Source organism: Mycolicibacterium komossense (assembly GCF_025822605.1).
Lineage (GTDB): Bacteria > Actinomycetota > Actinomycetes > Mycobacteriales > Mycobacteriaceae > Mycobacterium > Mycobacterium komossense.
In genome coordinates this window covers 145,899-161,649 of record NZ_JACKTY010000020.1, presented here as the reverse complement: position 1 = coordinate 161,649, position 15,751 = coordinate 145,899, and the positions used below count along the sequence as shown (strand labels likewise).

At 67.7% G+C, this 15,751-nt stretch carries 14 protein-coding genes; 10 read left to right on the top strand and 4 right to left on the bottom strand.

Translation table 11 applies throughout. The features are described from left to right. Positions 1-44: 44 nt before the first annotated feature. Positions 45-587 (top strand): DinB family protein, encoded by a 543-nt coding sequence (locus H7J73_RS08305; RefSeq protein WP_264066847.1) that lies wholly within the window; start codon positions 45-47, stop codon positions 585-587. 3 nt (positions 588-590) lie between these two features. On the opposite strand, the gene H7J73_RS08300 is transcribed toward H7J73_RS08305, so the two are convergent. Beyond that, positions 591-1,061, bottom strand: coding sequence for a VOC family protein (locus H7J73_RS08300; protein WP_264066846.1), 471 nt, complete (start codon positions 1,059-1,061; stop codon positions 591-593). A gap of 190 nt (positions 1,062-1,251) precedes the next feature. Here H7J73_RS08300 and H7J73_RS08295 point away from each other — a divergent pair, with 190 nt between their 5' ends. Next, the gene (locus tag H7J73_RS08295) at positions 1,252-1,554 is read left to right on the top strand and encodes a DUF4193 domain-containing protein (RefSeq protein ID WP_264066845.1); all 303 of its coding nucleotides are present in this window, start codon (positions 1,252-1,254) and stop codon (positions 1,552-1,554) included. 3 nt (positions 1,555-1,557) lie between these two features. Here the strand turns inward: H7J73_RS08295 and H7J73_RS08290 are convergent, their stop codons facing one another. Continuing rightward, on the bottom strand, positions 1,558-2,808 hold the full coding sequence (locus H7J73_RS08290) for a cytochrome P450 (protein WP_264066844.1): 1,251 nt from the start codon (positions 2,806-2,808) through the stop codon (positions 1,558-1,560). 158 nt (positions 2,809-2,966) lie between these two features. Between H7J73_RS08290 and H7J73_RS08285 the strand changes: the two genes are divergently transcribed. Both H7J73_RS08285 and H7J73_RS08280 read left to right on the top strand, forming a co-directional pair. Further along, entirely contained in the window at positions 2,967-4,247 is a 1,281-nt protein-coding gene (locus H7J73_RS08285; RefSeq protein WP_264066843.1) for an acyltransferase family protein, read from the top strand. After that, a complete protein-coding gene (locus H7J73_RS08280) occupies positions 4,244-4,957 on the top strand; it encodes an HAD family hydrolase (RefSeq protein WP_264066842.1) in 714 nt (237 codons plus the stop codon). The genes H7J73_RS08285 and H7J73_RS08280 overlap by 4 nt, the downstream gene beginning before the upstream one ends. Here H7J73_RS08280 and H7J73_RS08275 read toward each other — a convergent pair. Next, positions 4,929-5,675: an alpha/beta fold hydrolase gene (locus H7J73_RS08275; protein WP_264066841.1), complete on the bottom strand. Its 747-nt coding sequence runs from the start codon at positions 5,673-5,675 to the stop codon at positions 4,929-4,931. The two genes, H7J73_RS08280 and H7J73_RS08275, sit on opposite strands and share 29 nt — an antisense overlap. A gap of 9 nt (positions 5,676-5,684) precedes the next feature. Beyond that, positions 5,685-6,203, bottom strand: a complete 519-nt coding sequence (locus H7J73_RS08270) for a hypothetical protein (protein WP_264066840.1) — start codon at positions 6,201-6,203, stop codon at positions 5,685-5,687. A gap of 172 nt (positions 6,204-6,375) precedes the next feature. Between H7J73_RS08270 and H7J73_RS08265 the strand changes: the two genes are divergently transcribed. From H7J73_RS08265 to H7J73_RS08240, 6 genes are all read left to right on the top strand, one after another. Continuing rightward, positions 6,376-7,080 carry a response regulator transcription factor gene (locus H7J73_RS08265; RefSeq protein WP_264066839.1) on the top strand — a complete coding sequence of 235 codons (705 nt, stop codon included), beginning with the start codon at positions 6,376-6,378 and terminating at the stop codon, positions 7,078-7,080. A gap of 6 nt (positions 7,081-7,086) precedes the next feature. Continuing rightward, positions 7,087-8,601, top strand: a complete 1,515-nt coding sequence (locus H7J73_RS08260; protein ID WP_264066838.1) for a sensor histidine kinase — start codon at positions 7,087-7,089, stop codon at positions 8,599-8,601. Between the two features lie 45 nt (positions 8,602-8,646). Next, complete coding sequence (locus tag H7J73_RS08255; RefSeq protein ID WP_435405447.1) at positions 8,647-10,521, top strand: ArnT family glycosyltransferase; 1,875 nt, start codon at positions 8,647-8,649, stop codon at positions 10,519-10,521. 62 nt (positions 10,522-10,583) lie between these two features. Beyond that, positions 10,584-11,843, top strand: a complete 1,260-nt coding sequence (locus H7J73_RS08250; protein ID WP_264066837.1) for a bifunctional glycosyltransferase family 2/GtrA family protein — start codon at positions 10,584-10,586, stop codon at positions 11,841-11,843. A gap of 10 nt (positions 11,844-11,853) precedes the next feature. Then, positions 11,854-13,809: an ArnT family glycosyltransferase gene (locus H7J73_RS08245; protein WP_264066836.1), complete on the top strand. Its 1,956-nt coding sequence runs from the start codon at positions 11,854-11,856 to the stop codon at positions 13,807-13,809. A 36-nt stretch (positions 13,810-13,845) separates the two neighbouring features. Continuing rightward, the gene (locus H7J73_RS08240) at positions 13,846-15,723 is read left to right on the top strand and encodes an alkyl/aryl-sulfatase (protein WP_264066835.1); all 1,878 of its coding nucleotides are present in this window, start codon (positions 13,846-13,848) and stop codon (positions 15,721-15,723) included. Positions 15,724-15,751: the final 28 nt, after the last annotated feature.

Here is a 15,751-nt window from a genome sequence, read left to right as displayed (position 1 = left end):
AAACCTCGGTGAACCTCTGCGACGGGGAGATTAGGGTGGGGCCGGTGAGCAGTGACGAGGGCGATCCGCCGCATCCGGTTCCGGACGACAAAGACTGGACCTGGGTGCTGGAGCACCCGTGCCCCGATTGCGGATTCGTCGCGGGTGGGCTGTCGCGGGAGGCGATCGCGGCCGAGATACTCGCCTCCACTCCGCGGTGGCAGTCCGCGTTGCGCCGCGCCGATGCGGCCGTGCGGCCGGAACCCGAAACCTGGTCGGTGCTGGAATACGCCTGCCACATCCGCGACGTGCACACCATTTTCGCGACGCGCGCTCGTCTCATCCTCGACGAGGACAACCCCGAGTTCGAGAACTGGGACCAGGACGCCACGGCCGTCGAGCACCGGTACTGGGAGCAGCGCGCCGAGGTGGTCGCCGGCGAACTCGACGAGGCGGCGCGCCACGCCGCGGCCGCCTTCAGCGGTCTGTCACCCGCGCAGTGGTCACGGGTCGGGCGGCGCAGCAACGGCTCGGTGTTCACCACCGAGACGCTGGGCCGGTACTACCTGCACGACGTGGCGCATCACCTGTACGACGTGGGTGCCTGAAGCTCAGGAGGAACCCGGGCCCGACAGATCCGGCACGTTCTGCATCAGCTCGATGCGGGTGCCGTCCGGATCCGTCAGATAGATGAAGCGCGGGGATGCGGGATCGGCGGCGTCACCGAGCACGGTCCGGGTCTGCTCCACCACCGTTCCGCCCGCGGCGACGATCGCCTCGGTGAGACCGTCGATGTCCTCCACCCGAAAGGAAAGATGGGTGAACCCGAGCTCGTTCATCGGTTTGCGTTGCCCCGAACCGGTGATCGGAACGTCGACCCACTGCAGCAGTTCGATCCGGATATCGTCGCGGATCAGCATCGCCGACCGGAACCTGCCTTCCAGCTCCATTGTCGCGGCAACCTCGTTGTTGTCGAAGTCGAGTTGGTAGAGCTGGGTAAACCCGAAAACGTCGGTATAGAAGCGAACGGATCGGTCGAGGTCGGTGACGCCGATTCCGATGTGCGAGAAGCCCTGGATCACCTTGGCAGTCTGACAGAGCACGGGGCCCGCGAACAGCCTGCGTAAACTTCTGGTTTCGCGGCCTGACATGGATGTTTGTGGCGGTCTGTGGCGGGTATCTCATTCGCCGATAACCCGGGCACCAAAGCGGGCGGTGCTGCGTTGTCATCTACGCGAGTTACCCAAAACCGTTTTTGAGGAGTTGAGCCACATGGCTACGGACTATGACGCCCCGCGAGTTACCGACACTTCTGATAGGCCGGACGACTCGATCGAGGAACTGAGGGCGCGGTCGAAAGAGGCCGACTCTGCCGTGATCGACGTCGACGAAGCAGACGCGGCCGAGTTCTTCGAGCTGCCCGGTGCCGACCTGTCCGGGGAAGAGCTGTCGATGCGGGTCGTCCCGAAACAGGCCGACGAATTCACCTGCTCGAGCTGCTTCCTGGTGCACCACCGCAGTCGGCTGGCCGGCCAGAACGGCGCGGTGATGCTCTGCTCGGATTGCGCTTTCTGACGTCTAGACCGCGACGGGTAGCGCCGACATTCCGCGCAGGGTGATGTTGGGCTTGTAAGTGGGTTCCGCGGCGAGCCGCGCGTGGGGAAAACGCGCGGTCACTGCGGACAACACCGTGCTTGCTTCGAGTCGCAACAGGGGAGCGCCGAGGCAGAAGTGCGGACCGTGACCGAACCCCAGGTGCCGCAATGCTTTACGGTCGGGGTCGAACTCGTCGGGCCGCTCGTTGGCGGCCGGGTCGCGGTGCGCGGCCCCCAACAGCAGCACCATGGTGTCGCCTTTGGTCACCGCATGATCGGCGACGGTGATGTCCTCGGCGGCGATCCGCCCGAGCAACTGGGCCGGCGGGTCGTAGCGCAGGGTTTCTTCGACCACCCTGGCCGAGCGGTGCGGGTCGGCGCCCAGCGCAGACCATTGCGCCGGCGCCCGCAGCATCGCCAGGATTGCCGTCGCGATCAGGCTCACCGTCGACTCGTGCCCGGCGATGAGTAGCAGGTTGCACGTCGAGATGATCTCGTCGACGCTGAGTTGGTCCCCGGATTCCTCGACGGCGATCATTGCCGAGATCAGATCGTCGGACGGGCTGCCGCGGCGGTGTTCGATGAGCTCCCGGAAGTACTTGCGCAGCCAGCGGCCCGCATCCATCCGTTCTTGGAAGCCCTCCGGGGTTTCGCCTGTGAGCGAGATGAAGGGGTCGATCGATTGGCCGACCAGCGCCGAGGCCCGGCCGAACTGTGGCTCGTCCTCCAGCGGCACCCCGAGCAGGCGGCAGATCACGGCGACCGCCAGCGGATAGGCGAGGTCGGTGATCGCATCGAAGCGACCCTGTTCTTCGATCGTGTCCAGCAGGCCGTCGACCAAGTCGACGATGTCGGGCTCAAGCTGGTTGATCACCTTCGGGGCGAATGCCTTGCTGACGAGCTTGCGCAGCCGCGTGTGATCGGGCGGGTCGAGAAACAGGAACGCCGGGGTGCGCCGCCGATCCACCAGCCCGGCCAGCCCGAACGGTCGCGGTGGCTCACCGGCGGCGATCTGTTGCTGAGCCAGTGCCGAGGTATGCCGGTCGCTGGAGGACAGCGGGTGGCGCAACGCGTCGTGGCATTCCCGGTAGGAAGACAGCACGGTCAGGTTGAGTTCGGGCAAGCGCAGCGGGCCGTGCTCACGCAAGGTGCGATACAGCGGGTAGGGGTCGATCCGATTCTGTGGATCGAGAACCTGCGTGAACAGATCCCGCGAGGTGTCCGCGGTCGTCATCCTCCCATTGTGCAGGGCAACACCGCCCGATGCCGGGTGGTCGAGCCGAAACATGAATACCATTGCACCCCAACTATATTGACGCATGCGTCGATATAGCGCCGCCTGCTGGCTAATTCCGGAGAACTGGGCGGGCCGGTGACCGATAGTCTCGGGGTATGGCCCGCGAGCTGTCCGCCGACTTCTACCGCGTGGTGGCGGTGCTGATCGTCGTGATCGGGCATTGGCTGGTCTCGGCGGTCACCTACCGCCACGGCTGGTTCGGCAACGACTACCCACTGGACGTCCTGCCGTGGACACAGTGGCTGACCTTGATCTTCCAGGTGGTGCCGGTGTTCTTTCTGGTGGGCGGTTACTCCAGCGCCGCCTCGTTCACGCGGTGGCGCACCGACGGCGGCGGGGCGACGGAATGGGTCAGGCGGCGCCTCGGCGCGATCCTCGGCCCGACCACCGCCTACGTCCTGGTGGTGCTGGCCGTGGTCGCGGTGCTCAGCTACGGCGACGTCGGGCGCTCACCGCTGGCGTTCGGCGGCTGGGCGGTCGCCATGCACCTGTGGTTCATCCCGGTATATCTAGTCGTGCTGGCACTGACGCCGCTCGCGTCGGCCGCCCATCAGCGCTGGGGCCTTGCCGTCCCAGCGGTGCTGGCCCTTGCCGTACTCGCTGTCGACGTCGTCGCGCGCATCGTGCCGCTGCCCGCGTTCGCTGCGGTCAACTACATGTTGTGCTGGGCATTCGTCTACCAACTCGGCATCTGTTGGCGCGCAGGTGTATTGCGTGGCCGCCTGGCCGTGACGCTGGCCACCGTGGCAGCCGTGGTGGTCGCCCTACTGCTCACGCTGCACTGGTATCCGGTCAGCATGGTCGGGGCGCCGGGCGCGACGGCCCAGAACAACTTCCCGCCGACCGTCGCGCTGCTGGCCTTCGCGACTTCGCAGGCCGGGTTGCTGGTGGCGGCGGCGCCCGCGGTGACGGGTTGGCTGCGGGGTTCGCGGTTGCGCGGGCCACTTGCGGCAGCGAACACGACGGTGATGGCGCTGTACCTGTGGCAGATGATCCCGGTGGTGGTCGTCGCACTCGTCGGCTATCCCACCGGACTTCTGCCGCAGCCGCCGACCGGAACCGCGGCATGGTGGTTGTTCCGGGTGGTGTGGGTGCTGATTCTCTCGGTCGCACTGGCCGCCGAGCTGGCGCTGTTGTGGCTGGGCCGGTCGGTATTCGAGCGCCCGCTGCCCACGATCGGCATTCCGCTGCCCGGCTGGTGCGCGCCGGTGCTGCTGGTGGTGGGTGCGTGCCTCGCGGTGCCGGCGCTGGCCCGGTTCGCGGTCTACGGATTCGCCCCGGGCGGCGTGTTTCCGACGGTGTACGCCGTGCTCTACGTTGTTTCGGTCGTGCTGCTGAGCCTGACGGCGGCCCGTCGCGCCGGGAGGTCCCGATGATCGATCCCGTCGCCAGCATCGCCGAGGCGCCTGTCGGCGCGCGGGTCGGCGCGTTCTTCGACCTGGACGGCACCCTGGTCGACGGCTTCACCGCGGCAGCGCACGCCGGTCACCGAATTCGCAACGGCCAGTCGGGTATCGGCGAACTCCTCGGTGTCTTCGAGGCCGCGGTCCGCTACCGGTGGGGGCGAATGGAATTCGATCGCCTGTTGGTCCGCGCAGCCGGCTATCTGCGCGGCGAATCGCTGGCCTCGCTCGACGAACTCGGGCAGGACATCTATCTGCGTCGCATCGACGCCCGCGTCTACCCGGTGATGCGGCAGGTGGTGCGCGCGCATCAGGACCGTGGGCACACCGTCGTGATGATCTCGTCGGCGTTGACCATCCACGCCGAACCGGTGGCCGCAGCGTTGAGCATCCCGCACCTCATCTGCAACCACTTCACCGTCGACGAGGACGGCCGGTTGACGGGCGGGGTGGTCAAGCCGGTCATCTGGGGAGCCCGCAAAGCCGATGCCGCCGCACTCTTCGCGGATACCAATGACGTTGCACTGCAAGAGAGTTACTTCTATTCCGACGGATACGAGGATCTACCCCTGATGGAGGCCGTCGGTCATCCGCGACCGGTGAATCCCCGCCGCGGGCTGGCGGAGGCAGCCGCCAGGAACGGCTGGCCGGTGCTCAAGCCAGGGATCCCCAGAACCGGGTGAGCATGCCCGCGCCACGCGCCGGGTCCTGCAGCATCCACCAGTGCCCGAGGCCTTCGAGCACCTCGACGCGGGCACCGGCCCGGGCCGCGGCGCGTCGCCGCATCTCCTCGGTACCGACGTAGGTGTCCTCGGCGGCCAGCACCGCAAGGCCGGGTCGAGTCGCCGCCCGGGCGAGGTTGCGGCCGAGTTCATGGACCACGGGCGCAGTCGCGGAACGGTACAGCGCCAGGATCGCGCGGTTCATCTGCGGCCCCGCCGCGGCGGCCAGCTCGGTGGCGACGTCCAGGGGAATACCCAAGGCGCTCAGTGCTTGCGCGCGTTCGGCGACGGTGCCCGCGGACATCGTTTCGACCAGTTCCTCACCGGCACCCGGCGTCTGCCACACCTGCGCCAGGTCGTGCCACACGTATTCCTCGTCGAAGAGTCCGACGACGTCGCTGACCCAGCTGTGCACCAGCTCCGGGCGCTCCATCACCGCCGTCAGCACGTGCCCGCCACCCCAGTCGTGACCGACCACGTCGACCGGCTCGTCGAACTCGGCGAGCGCCGCAACGAGCCAATCGCGGTATGCCACGTGGGTGGCGGGAAAGTCGTCGGGCAGCGGTGCGCCGAAGCCGGGCGGAGACAGACACACGACGTCATCGCGGCCGAGTTCGGTGATCAGCGGTCCCCAGATCGCGGCGGTCTCCGGATTTCCGTGCACCAGAACAACTGTCATGCAGGCAATCTAGCGCCCGGGGGTGATCGACGTCGCGGTGGTGCTGCCATCGGAGGTGGTTGCCTTGATGGTGGCCGTGCTACCCGCCTCCAGCGGTACCCGGCCGCGGCGGGTGCCGGCGTTGATGAGGTACGACTGGGTGAAACCGTCATCGCTGCGGGCAGTGATCGTGGCATCCGAAATTTCGGTGACCGTGCCGGTCTGGGTGAGCTGGGTGGTGAAACCACCGTGTCCGTCGGACACCACGAACTCGCCGTGCAGGGCATCCGCCATTCCCCCGCCGCCCCAGGGCCCGCCGCCAGGGCCCCCCGGACCGAAGCCTGGTCCGCCGCCTGGTCCGCCGAAGCCGGGTCCCGAGCGCCCACTGTCGGCGGCGTCGATGACAGCGGCGCCACCGGCGGCCAATACCACTGCGATTCCGACGGCGGCCACCGTCTTGTTCCTCGACCAGTGCGCGGATCCTGGCGTAGGGGCGCCCCACACCGGTTCGGTCGCGTGAGGAGTGTCGGTCTCCACAGATGAGTCCATGGCACCACCGTGACGGCCTTCGCTGTGAGCCCGCTGTGTGAGAAGTCTGTGTGCCGTATGTCTGCGTTGTGCCGTCGGATTCACAGCGCGCGCATAGGATCGACACAGGGACGGCCAACTCCGCACCCGAATACTGGGAGCCATGATGCCTGGAGCTGCCGAGAGAATTGTGATGCGCCGTGCTGACGGTAACCCGATCGGTGTGCTGGTCGTCGACGACGAAGCCGTGCTGGCCGAGATGGTGTCGATGGCGCTCCGTTACGAAGGCTGGAACATCACCACCGCAGCCGACGGTAACGCCGCGATCGCGTCGGCGAAAACCGCCCGGCCCGACGCCGTCGTGCTGGATGTGATGCTGCCGGATATGAGCGGCCTGGAAGTGCTGCGCAAACTGCGCGAACAGAACCCGCACCTGCCGGTGCTCCTGTTGACCGCCAAGGATGCCGTCGAAGACCGGATCGCCGGGCTGACCGCGGGCGGCGACGACTACGTCACCAAGCCGTTCAGCATCGAGGAGGTGGTGCTGCGGTTGCGGGCGCTGCTGCGTCGTACCGGTGTCACCACCGAGGACAGCGGCGCCCAGATCGTCGTCGGCGACCTCGTCCTCGACGAGGACAGCCACGAGGTGCGACGCGGAGGTGACCTCATCACCCTGACGTCGACCGAATTCGAACTGCTGCGGTTCATGATGCGCAACGCCAAGCGGGTGCTGTCGAAGGCGCAGATCCTCGACCGCGTCTGGAGTTACGACTTCGGCGGCCGGTCCAACATCGTCGAGCTCTACATCTCCTATCTGCGGAAGAAGATCGACAACGGGCGAGCTCCCATGATCCATACGCTGCGTGGGGCCGGCTATGTCCTCAAGCCGGCCGCCTGAGGACTGATGGAGGCCGAGCACCCCGTCAGATCACACAGCATTTGGTCCCGGCCCAGCACCTGGTCGTTGCGGACCAGGCTGCTCAGCGGGCAGGTCCTGTTGCTCGCGCTGGTCTGCATCGCCATCGGTGCGGGCACCGAACTGGCGTTGAGTCAGTACCTGGTCCATCAGCTCGACGGGCAACTGGTCGATGCCGCCCGGCGTTCGGCGATGATCTCCGGATACCCGCCGCCGCCGCCCCGCCCAGATGGCAGCGGGCCCATCCGCCGGCCCGGCCCTGGCCCCGAGTTCCTGGATGCGCCCGGGCAACCGGTCGGTCTGGTGGCGGCCGTGATCACCTACGACCACACCATGCAGGCCGGGGTGCTCACCCGCTTGGGCGCTCGAGAAGGCCTGTCGCAGGCGGCCCAGACCCAGGTCGCCGCCATCACTCCGCGCGACCGCCCGGTCACCAGGGATCTCGACGGCCTCGGCCGCTACCGGCTGATGGCCACTGTCAACCGCCTCGGCGAGGTCATCGTCTCCGGGCTGCCGCTCTCCGACGTCGACGAGACGATGTTCCGGGTGCTGGTCATCTTCGCCGTGGTGGCCGCCGTTGCCCTACTGGCCGCGACGACCGTGGGCATCGTCGTCATCCGTCGCGCGCTGGCGCCGCTGACCCGTGTCGCCGCCACTGCAGCACAGGTCGCCGGGCTCCCCCTGGATCGCGGCGAGGTGACGCTGCCGGTGCGCGTGCCCGAGCGCGACGCCAACCCCAGTACCGAGGTCGGACAGATGGGATCTGCCCTCAACCGGATGCTCGACCACATCTCGGCGGCCCTCTCGACGCGCCAGGCCAGCGAGACCAGGGTCCGCCAATTCGTCGCCGACGCCAGCCATGAACTGCGCACCCCGCTGACGGCCATCCGCGGGTACACCGAACTGGCGCAGCGCCGACGCGACGAAATGCCCGACGAGGTGGCCCATGCGATGGGCCGCGTGCAATCCGAGGCGCAGCGGATGACCCGGCTCGTCGAGGACCTGCTGCTCTTGGCGCGCCTGGATTCCGGGCGGCCACTGGAACGTGAGCAGGTCGATCTTTCCCAGCTGGCTGTCGATGCCGTCAGCGACGCGCACATCGCAGGACCCGATCACCAGTGGAATCTCGACCTGCCCGACGAACCGGTGCTGGTCACCGGCGACGGGGCCAGGCTGCATCAGGTGCTGGCCAATCTGCTTGCCAACGCGCGCTCACATACCGGGCCGGGCACGACGGTGACCGTGGCGCTGTCGACCGACACCGAAGGTGTCCTGCTGCGGGTCGCCGACGACGGTCCCGGCGTCCCACCCGAGCTGCAGTCCGAGGTGTTCGAGCGGTTCACCCGAGGCGATACCTCCCGATCCCGCCGGGCCGGCGGCACCGGGCTCGGGCTGTCGATCGTCGCCGCCGTGGTCAGAGCCCACCACGGCACGATCGTCGTGCGCAGTGTCCCCGGCGATACCGAGTTCGTCGTGCGACTGCCCTTCACAGGTGGCGCATAGCAACTACCCATCTCGGGGCAATTTTGGTCGGCCACTCTGGATAGAGTGACGATCACTGCGCCAGCCAGTCCTGCGACCGCCACCGGCGTCCTGGATTTTGCCGAGCTACCGCCTACGCCGGCCCGACTCCGCGAGATTGCGGCGGTCGTCGCCCTGCTCGCCGGTACGGGTCTGCTGTACCTGTGGAATCTCGGCGCCAGCGGCTGGGCCAACAGCTTCTACGCCGCGGCGGTGCAGGCCGGCTCCCAGAACTGGACGGCGCTGCTGTTCGGGTCGAGCGATGCGGCCAATGCCATCACCGTGGACAAGACGCCTGGTGCGCTGTGGGTGATGGGTATTTCGGCCCGGTTGTTCGGTTTCAACTCGTGGAGCATGCTGGTGCCGCAGGCGCTGTTCGGGGTGGCTGCGGTGGGCGTCCTCTACGCCGCGGTGCGACGGGTGTCCGGGCCGCGCGCGGCCCTGCTCGCCGGTGCCGTTCTGGCGCTGACGCCGGCGGCGGCCCTGATGTTCCGTTTCAACAATCCCGACGCACTTCTCGTGCTGAGCCTGGTGGCGGCGGCCTACTGCGTGCTGCGCGCCCTCGATGCCACCAGCAGCGCGTGGTGGATGCCGTTGGCCGGCCTGGCCATCGGTGTCGGATTCCTGGCCAAGATGCTGCAGGCGTTCCTCGTCGCACCGGGTTTCGCATTGGTGTTCCTGCTCGCCGCGGACCTGTCCTGGCGCAGTCGGCTGATGCGCATGCTCGCCGGGGGAGCCGCGCTGGTGGTCTCGGCGGGCTGGTATCTGGTCCTGGTCGCCGTCTGGCCGGCCTCAGCGCGACCGTATATCGGCGGCTCACAACATAATTCGATACTCGAGCTGGCTCTCGGCTACAACGGTCTCGGCCGCTTGACGGGTAACGAAACCGGCGGACTGGGCAACCTCAACTTCGACGTCGGTTGGGCCAGGCTCCTGGGTGGTGAGATGGCCGGTCAGATCAGCTGGCTGCTGCCGGCCGCGCTGATCGCCACCGTCGCCGGCGTATGCATCACGTGGCGGGCGCCGCGGACCGATCGCACCAGGGCGGCACTGCTGCTGTGGGGCAGTTGGCTGCTGGTCACCGCGGTGGTGTTCAGCTATATGAGCGGCATCATGCATCCCTACTACACCGTGGCACTGGCCCCGGCCATTGCGGCGAGCCTGGCCACCGGCACCGCCCTGCTGTGGCGCCGGCGGGCCGATATCCGGGCGGCGACCACGCTGGCGGGGATGGTCCTCATCACTGCTGTGTTGGGTTTCATTGTCCTCAAACACAATTCGGAATGGCTGCCGTGGCTGCGCTGGACGGTACTGGTGGTCGGCCTGGCCGCGGGCCTGCTGATGCTCGTGATCGGCCGGTTGGCTCCCTCGGTGGTGCGGGTGCTGGCAGCGGTGGCGCTCGTCGCGGGCCTGGCCGCGCCTGCGGCCTATTCGATCGCCACCGCTGCAACCCCGCATCACGGTGCCATTCCGTCTGCCGGACCGTCGGCGGGGTTCGGCGGGCCGCCGGGATTCCTGGACGCCAGCAAGCCCGGCGCCGAGCTGGTCGCTCTGGTGAACGCCGATGCCGCCGACTACACCTGGGCGGCCGCTGCGGTCGGCTCGAACAACGCCGCGGGTTACCAACTGGCTACGGGTGCACCGGTGATGGCGATCGGCGGGTTCAACGGCACCGATCCGGCGCCGTCGCTGGCCGAATTCCAGGCTGACGTCGCCGCCGGCCGAATCCATTACTTCGTGGGCGAATCGTTGATGCATGGGTGGGGCGGCAGGCCCGGCGGGTCCGAGGGCACCGGGTCGGGCGGCAGCAAGGACGTCGCACAGGAGATCAGCGCCTGGGTTTCGGCGAACTTCCAGGCCAAGACAGTCGACGGGGTCACGGTCTACGACCTGTCTGCATGATTCACAGCCGCCGCATAGCAACTACCAACGTCCCCCCCACAGCACGAACCGAAGATGGAGACATGACCATCACACTTGAGCCGGAAACCACGACACCCGGCTTCACCGCGCGGCCCAACGCCGCCCACATCGCCGTCCAGGCCGGTGTGCCCGTGCTCGACGTCGTCGTCCCGGTCTACAACGAGCAAGTGGCCCTTGCGGATTCGGTGCGCCGGCTGCATCGCCACCTCAGCGATCAGTTCCCGTTCACCTTCCGGATCACCATCGCCGACAACGCCAGCATCGACGCCACCCCGGCGGTCGCGGCCAGCCTGGCCGAGGAGTTCGCCGAGGTCCGGGTCTGCCGACTGGAGCAGAAGGGTCGCGGCCGGGCGCTCCACACGGTGTGGTCGACCTCGGATGCGCCGGTGCTGGCCTACATGGACGTCGACCTGTCCACCGATCTGGCGGCGCTGCTGCCGCTGGTGGCGCCGTTGATCTCCGGGCACTCCGACGTGGCCATCGGCACCCGCCTGTCCCGGGGCTCGCGGGTGGTGCGCGGGGCTAAGCGGGAAGTGATCTCGCGCTGCTACAACCTGATCCTGCGTTCGACGCTGTCGGCCCGCTTCTCTGACGCACAGTGCGGTTTCAAGGCGATCCGCGCCGACGTCGCGCACGGTCTGCTGCCCCATGTCTCCGACACCGGCTGGTTCTTCGATACCGAACTGCTGGTGCTCGCCGAACGCAGTGGGCTGCGCATCCACGAGGTGCCCGTCGACTGGATCGACGACCCCGACAGCCGCGTCGACATCGTCGCCACCGCCGTCGCCGACCTCAAAGGCGTGGCCCGGCTGCTGAAGGGGTTCGCCTCCGGCGACATCCCCGTCGCGGCGATTGCCGCCCAGTTCGGTTCCGATACCGCGTCCGCGCCGAGGTCGATGCTGCGTCAGGCGGTGCACTTCGCCGCCATCGGTATCGCCAGCACCGCTGCCTACCTGCTGTTGTTCCTGGTCCTGAGCGGAACGCTCGGCGCCCAAGGCGCCAACCTGGTCGCACTGCTGATCACCGCGGTCGCCAACACCGCCGCCAACCGGCGCTACACCTTCGGGGTGCGCGGCCGGACCGGGGCCGCCAAGCACCACTTCGAGGGTCTCGTCGTATTCGGGATCGGCCTCGGCCTGACCAGCGGCGCGCTGGCTCTGCTGCACACCGTCGCCGACCCGCACCGGGCAGTGGAAGTCATCGTCCTGGTGGGAGCCAATCTGCTGGCCACCGTCGTCCGCTTCGTCCTGCTGCGCGGCTGGGTGTTCCACCCGCGCCGGACTGCCCAACACTCGAACTGAGGGACTGATCATGACCACCATGCAAGATTCGGCGACCACCATCCCGGTTGCCCCCGAGGACGTCGCTGTGCGCCGCAAACGTGGTCCGCGCTGGCTGCTCGGCGCTGATGACCGACCACGCTGGGAACGACCCGGGTTGCTGGCCCTGCTGACCGTGACCGCGGTGCTCTACCTGTGGGCGCTGGGTTCACTCGGCTGGGCCAACGAGTTCTACGCCGCGGCCGCCCAGGCGGGCACACAGAGCTGGAAGGCACTGCTGTTCGGCTCCCTGGATCCCGGTAACTCGATCACCGTCGACAAGCCACCAGCTGCCATGTGGGTGATGGCATTGTCGGGCCGGCTGTTCGGCTTCAACGCCTGGAGCATGCTGGTTCCGCAGGCGCTGATGGGCGTCGCGTCGGTCGGTCTTCTCTTCGGTGCGGTGCGACGTACCAACGGCCCAGGGGCCGGACTGCTCGCCGGCGCGGCCCTGGCGCTGACCCCGGTGGCGGCGTTGATGTTCCGGTTCAACAACCCGGATGCGCTGCTGGTCCTGCTGCTGGTCCTGGCCGGCTACTGCGTGGTGCGGGCCCTGCAGGGTTCGCCGACCCGCTGGGTCGCGCTCGCCGGCGTTGCGCTGGGCTTCGCGTTCTTGGCCAAGCTCCTGCAGGCGTTCCTGGTCATGCCTGCCCTGGCGCTGGTGGTTCTGGTCGCGGTGCCCGGCAGCGTCTGGAAGCGGCTCGGCGACGTGCTCGTCGGCCTGGTCGCCATGGTGATCTCCGCCGGCTGGTTCATCGCGCTGGTCAGCTTGTGGCCCAAGGATTCCCGGCCGTACATCGGCGGGTCCACCGACAACAGCCTGCTCGAACTCGCCTTGGGGTACAACGGCCTCGGCCGCGTGCTCGGCGGTGACGGCAACCCGACTCAGGGTGCGTCCGGCGAACCTGGCGGTGGTGGGCCCGGTGGTGCGATGTTCGGCGGCAACACCGGTCTCTACCGGATGTTCGGCCAGGCGATGGGCACCGAGATCTCCTGGCTACTGCCCGCCGCGCTGATCGGCCTGCTCGCCGGGCTGTGGTTCACCCGGCGCGCGCCGCGGACCAGCATGGCCAGGGCCGGCCTGCTGCTGTGGGGCGGCTGGATGGTCGTGAGCGTCGTGGTGTTCAGCTTCATGAAGGGGATCATGCATCCCTACTACACGATCGCACTGGCGCCCGGTGTGGCCGGCGTCGTCGCGATCTCCGTCGCCGAGTTGTGGCGTGGCAGGCAGTTCCGCAGCTCTCGTATTGCGTTGGCGCTCATGCTGGTTGCCACCGGAGTCTGGAACTTCGTGCTACTGAACCGAACCCCGGAATGGCTGCCATGGCTGCGGTGGGTGGTGGTCGTCGGGGCGATCGTCGTCGCCGCGATCCTGATCGTCGGCGGGCACCAGCTGGGCCGCTACACCGCGGCGCTGGCGATGGCCGGGTTGCTGTTCGGACTCGCCGGGTCGGCCGCCTACACCGTCGAGACGGTGCTGAACGGCCACGGTGGGCCCATGCCGACGTCGGGTCCGGCCCGCGCCGGAGATGGCTTCGGGGCTCCCGGTGGACCGGGTGGACCCGGCGGGCCCGGTGGTGGCGGTGGTTGGGGTCAGAACCAGTCGTCACCGCAGCTGGAGTCGCTGCTGACACTCAGCGATACCCGTTGGGCCGCTGCGACAGTGGGTTCGCACCTGGCGGGCAGCCTGGAGCTGAACACCGGAGCGTCGGTGATGGCGATCGGTGGCTTCAGTGGCGGCGACGAGTCGCCGACGCTGGCTCAGTTCCAGCATTACGTCAGCCAGGGGCAGGTGCACTACTTCATCGCCGGCAACGAGCATGGGCGCGGACCCGGCTCCGGCGGTGACGACAACAATGCGGCCAGCCAGATCACCGAGTGGGTGAAGCAGAACTTCGCCGCGCAGACGATCGGCAGCAGCACGGTCTACGACCTGTCCGTCAAATAAGCCCTTGCCGACGTCAAACCGAGTAAGAAGTCGGATATGGATTCCAAACCGCCGATCGCGGTCATCGAAGCTGCCCATGCCGAGCACCTGACGACGCTGCCATTCGAGGACACAACCGATTTCGAGGACGCCGACCGCGGGTTCATCGGCAAGCTGACCCCCTGCGTGGTCGAGGCTGCCGATGGCCGGGTGGTCTGGGACAACGACGTCTACAGCTTCCTGACCGGGGATGCGCCGACCTCGGTGCATCCCAGCCTCTGGCGGCAATCCACGCTGGCGGCCAAGCAGGGGCTCTACGAAGTGGTCGAGGGCATCTACCAGGTGCGCGGGCTGGATCTGTCCAATATCAGCTTCATCGAAGGCGATACGGGCGTCATCGTCATCGATCCCTTGGTGTCCACCGAGACTGCTGCCGCAGCGCTGAGCCTCTACCGCGAGCACCGCGGGGACCGCCCGGTCGTCGCGGTTATCTACACGCACAGCCACGTCGACCATTTCGGCGGCGTCCTCGGAGTGACCACCCAGGCCGACGTCGATGCGGGCAAGGTGGCGGTGCTGGCCCCGGAGGGGTTCGTCGAGCACGCGGTGCAGGAGAACATCTACGCCGGTACCGCGATGACCCGACGGGCGGCCTACATGTACGGCACCGTGCTCGATCGCGGCCCGCAAGGCCAGGTCGGCTGCGGGTTGGGCCAGACGCCGTCGACCGGCGAGGTGGCGATCATCGTGCCGACCGTCGACATCACCACCACCGGGGAAACTCACACCATCGACGGGGTGGAGATCGAGTTCCAGATGGCACCCGGTACTGAGGCGCCCGCGGAGATGCACTTCTATTTCCCGCGGTACCGCGCGTTGTGCATGGCCGAAAACGCCACGCACAACCTGCACAATCTGCTGACCCTGCGTGGTGCTCTGGTGCGGGATCCGCACGGTTGGTCGGGCTACCTGACGGAGGCCATCGACAGCTTCGGCGATCGCTCCGACGTCGTGTTCGCATCCCACCACTGGCCGACCTGGGGCCAGGAACGGATCATCGAATTCCTTTCCCTGCAACGCGATCTGTACGGCTACCTGCACGACCAGACGCTGCGTCAGCTCAACCAGGGCTTCACCGGCATCGAGATCGCCGAGACATTCCAGATGCCGCCGGCCCTGCAGAAGGCGTGGAACACCCACGGCTACTACGGCTCGGTCAGTCATAACGTGAAGGCGATCTACCAGCGCTACATGGGCTGGTTCGACGGTAATCCGGCCCGGTTGTGGGCGCACCCGCCGGAGGCCTTGTCGCCGCGTTATGTGGCCGCCATCGGTGGTGTCGACCGGGTGGTCGAGGTCGCCCAGCAGGCGTTCGATGACGGCGATCTGCGTTGGGCCGCAACGCTGTTGGATCACGCCATCTTCACCGACGAGAACCATACCGGCGCGCGGGCGCTGTATGCCGACACCCTGGAGCAGTTGGCCTACGGTGCGGAGTGCGCACCGTGGCGCAACTTCTTCCTCGCCGGCGCCACCGAACTGCGGGTCGGGAACTTCGGCACACCCACACAGACCACGTCGGTGACGATGCTGTCCCAGCTTTCGCCGGAGCAGATGTTTGATGCCCTCTCGCTCAGTGTCAACGGCCCTGCAGCGTGGGATCTTGACCTGGCCCTTGATATTTCGTTCGCCGATCTGGGTGCCAACTATCGGCTCACACTGCGCAATGGGGTGCTGGTGTACCGGAGGACCGCCGCCGACGAGTCGACGGCGGGGGTGACGTTGAAGCTGGCGGCCACGGTCAGGCTGTTGGCGTTGGCGACGGGTGATTTCACCTCACCGGGCCTGGACATCGTCGGTGACACCGAGGTACTGCAGCAGCTGGTCGGTGTGCTGGACAAGCCGGATCCGAGTTTCAACATCATCACGCCCTGAGCCTCGCCGGGGGCGACTCAGGGTTGGC

What these genes read in the sequence shown, in the direction of transcription:
- H7J73_RS08295 (WP_264066845.1), top strand. Translation starts at nt 1,252, where the DNA reads ATGGCTACGGACTATGACGCCCCGCGAGTTACCGACACTTCTGATAGG.
- H7J73_RS08290 (WP_264066844.1), bottom strand. Translation starts at nt 2,808, where the DNA reads ATGACGACCGCGGACACCTCGCGGGATCTGTTCACGCAGGTTCTCGAT.
- H7J73_RS08285 (WP_264066843.1), top strand. Translation starts at nt 2,967, where the DNA reads ATGGCCCGCGAGCTGTCCGCCGACTTCTACCGCGTGGTGGCGGTGCTG.
- H7J73_RS08280 (WP_264066842.1), top strand. Translation starts at nt 4,244, where the DNA reads ATGATCGATCCCGTCGCCAGCATCGCCGAGGCGCCTGTCGGCGCGCGG.
- H7J73_RS08275 (WP_264066841.1), bottom strand. Translation starts at nt 5,675, where the DNA reads ATGACAGTTGTTCTGGTGCACGGAAATCCGGAGACCGCCGCGATCTGG.
- H7J73_RS08270 (WP_264066840.1), bottom strand. Translation starts at nt 6,203, where the DNA reads ATGGACTCATCTGTGGAGACCGACACTCCTCACGCGACCGAACCGGTG.
- H7J73_RS08265 (WP_264066839.1), top strand. Translation starts at nt 6,376, where the DNA reads ATGCGCCGTGCTGACGGTAACCCGATCGGTGTGCTGGTCGTCGACGAC.
- H7J73_RS08260 (WP_264066838.1), top strand. Translation starts at nt 7,087, where the DNA reads ATGGAGGCCGAGCACCCCGTCAGATCACACAGCATTTGGTCCCGGCCC.
- H7J73_RS08250 (WP_264066837.1), top strand. Translation starts at nt 10,584, where the DNA reads ATGACCATCACACTTGAGCCGGAAACCACGACACCCGGCTTCACCGCG.
- H7J73_RS08245 (WP_264066836.1), top strand. Translation starts at nt 11,854, where the DNA reads ATGACCACCATGCAAGATTCGGCGACCACCATCCCGGTTGCCCCCGAG.
- H7J73_RS08240 (WP_264066835.1), top strand. Translation starts at nt 13,846, where the DNA reads ATGGATTCCAAACCGCCGATCGCGGTCATCGAAGCTGCCCATGCCGAG.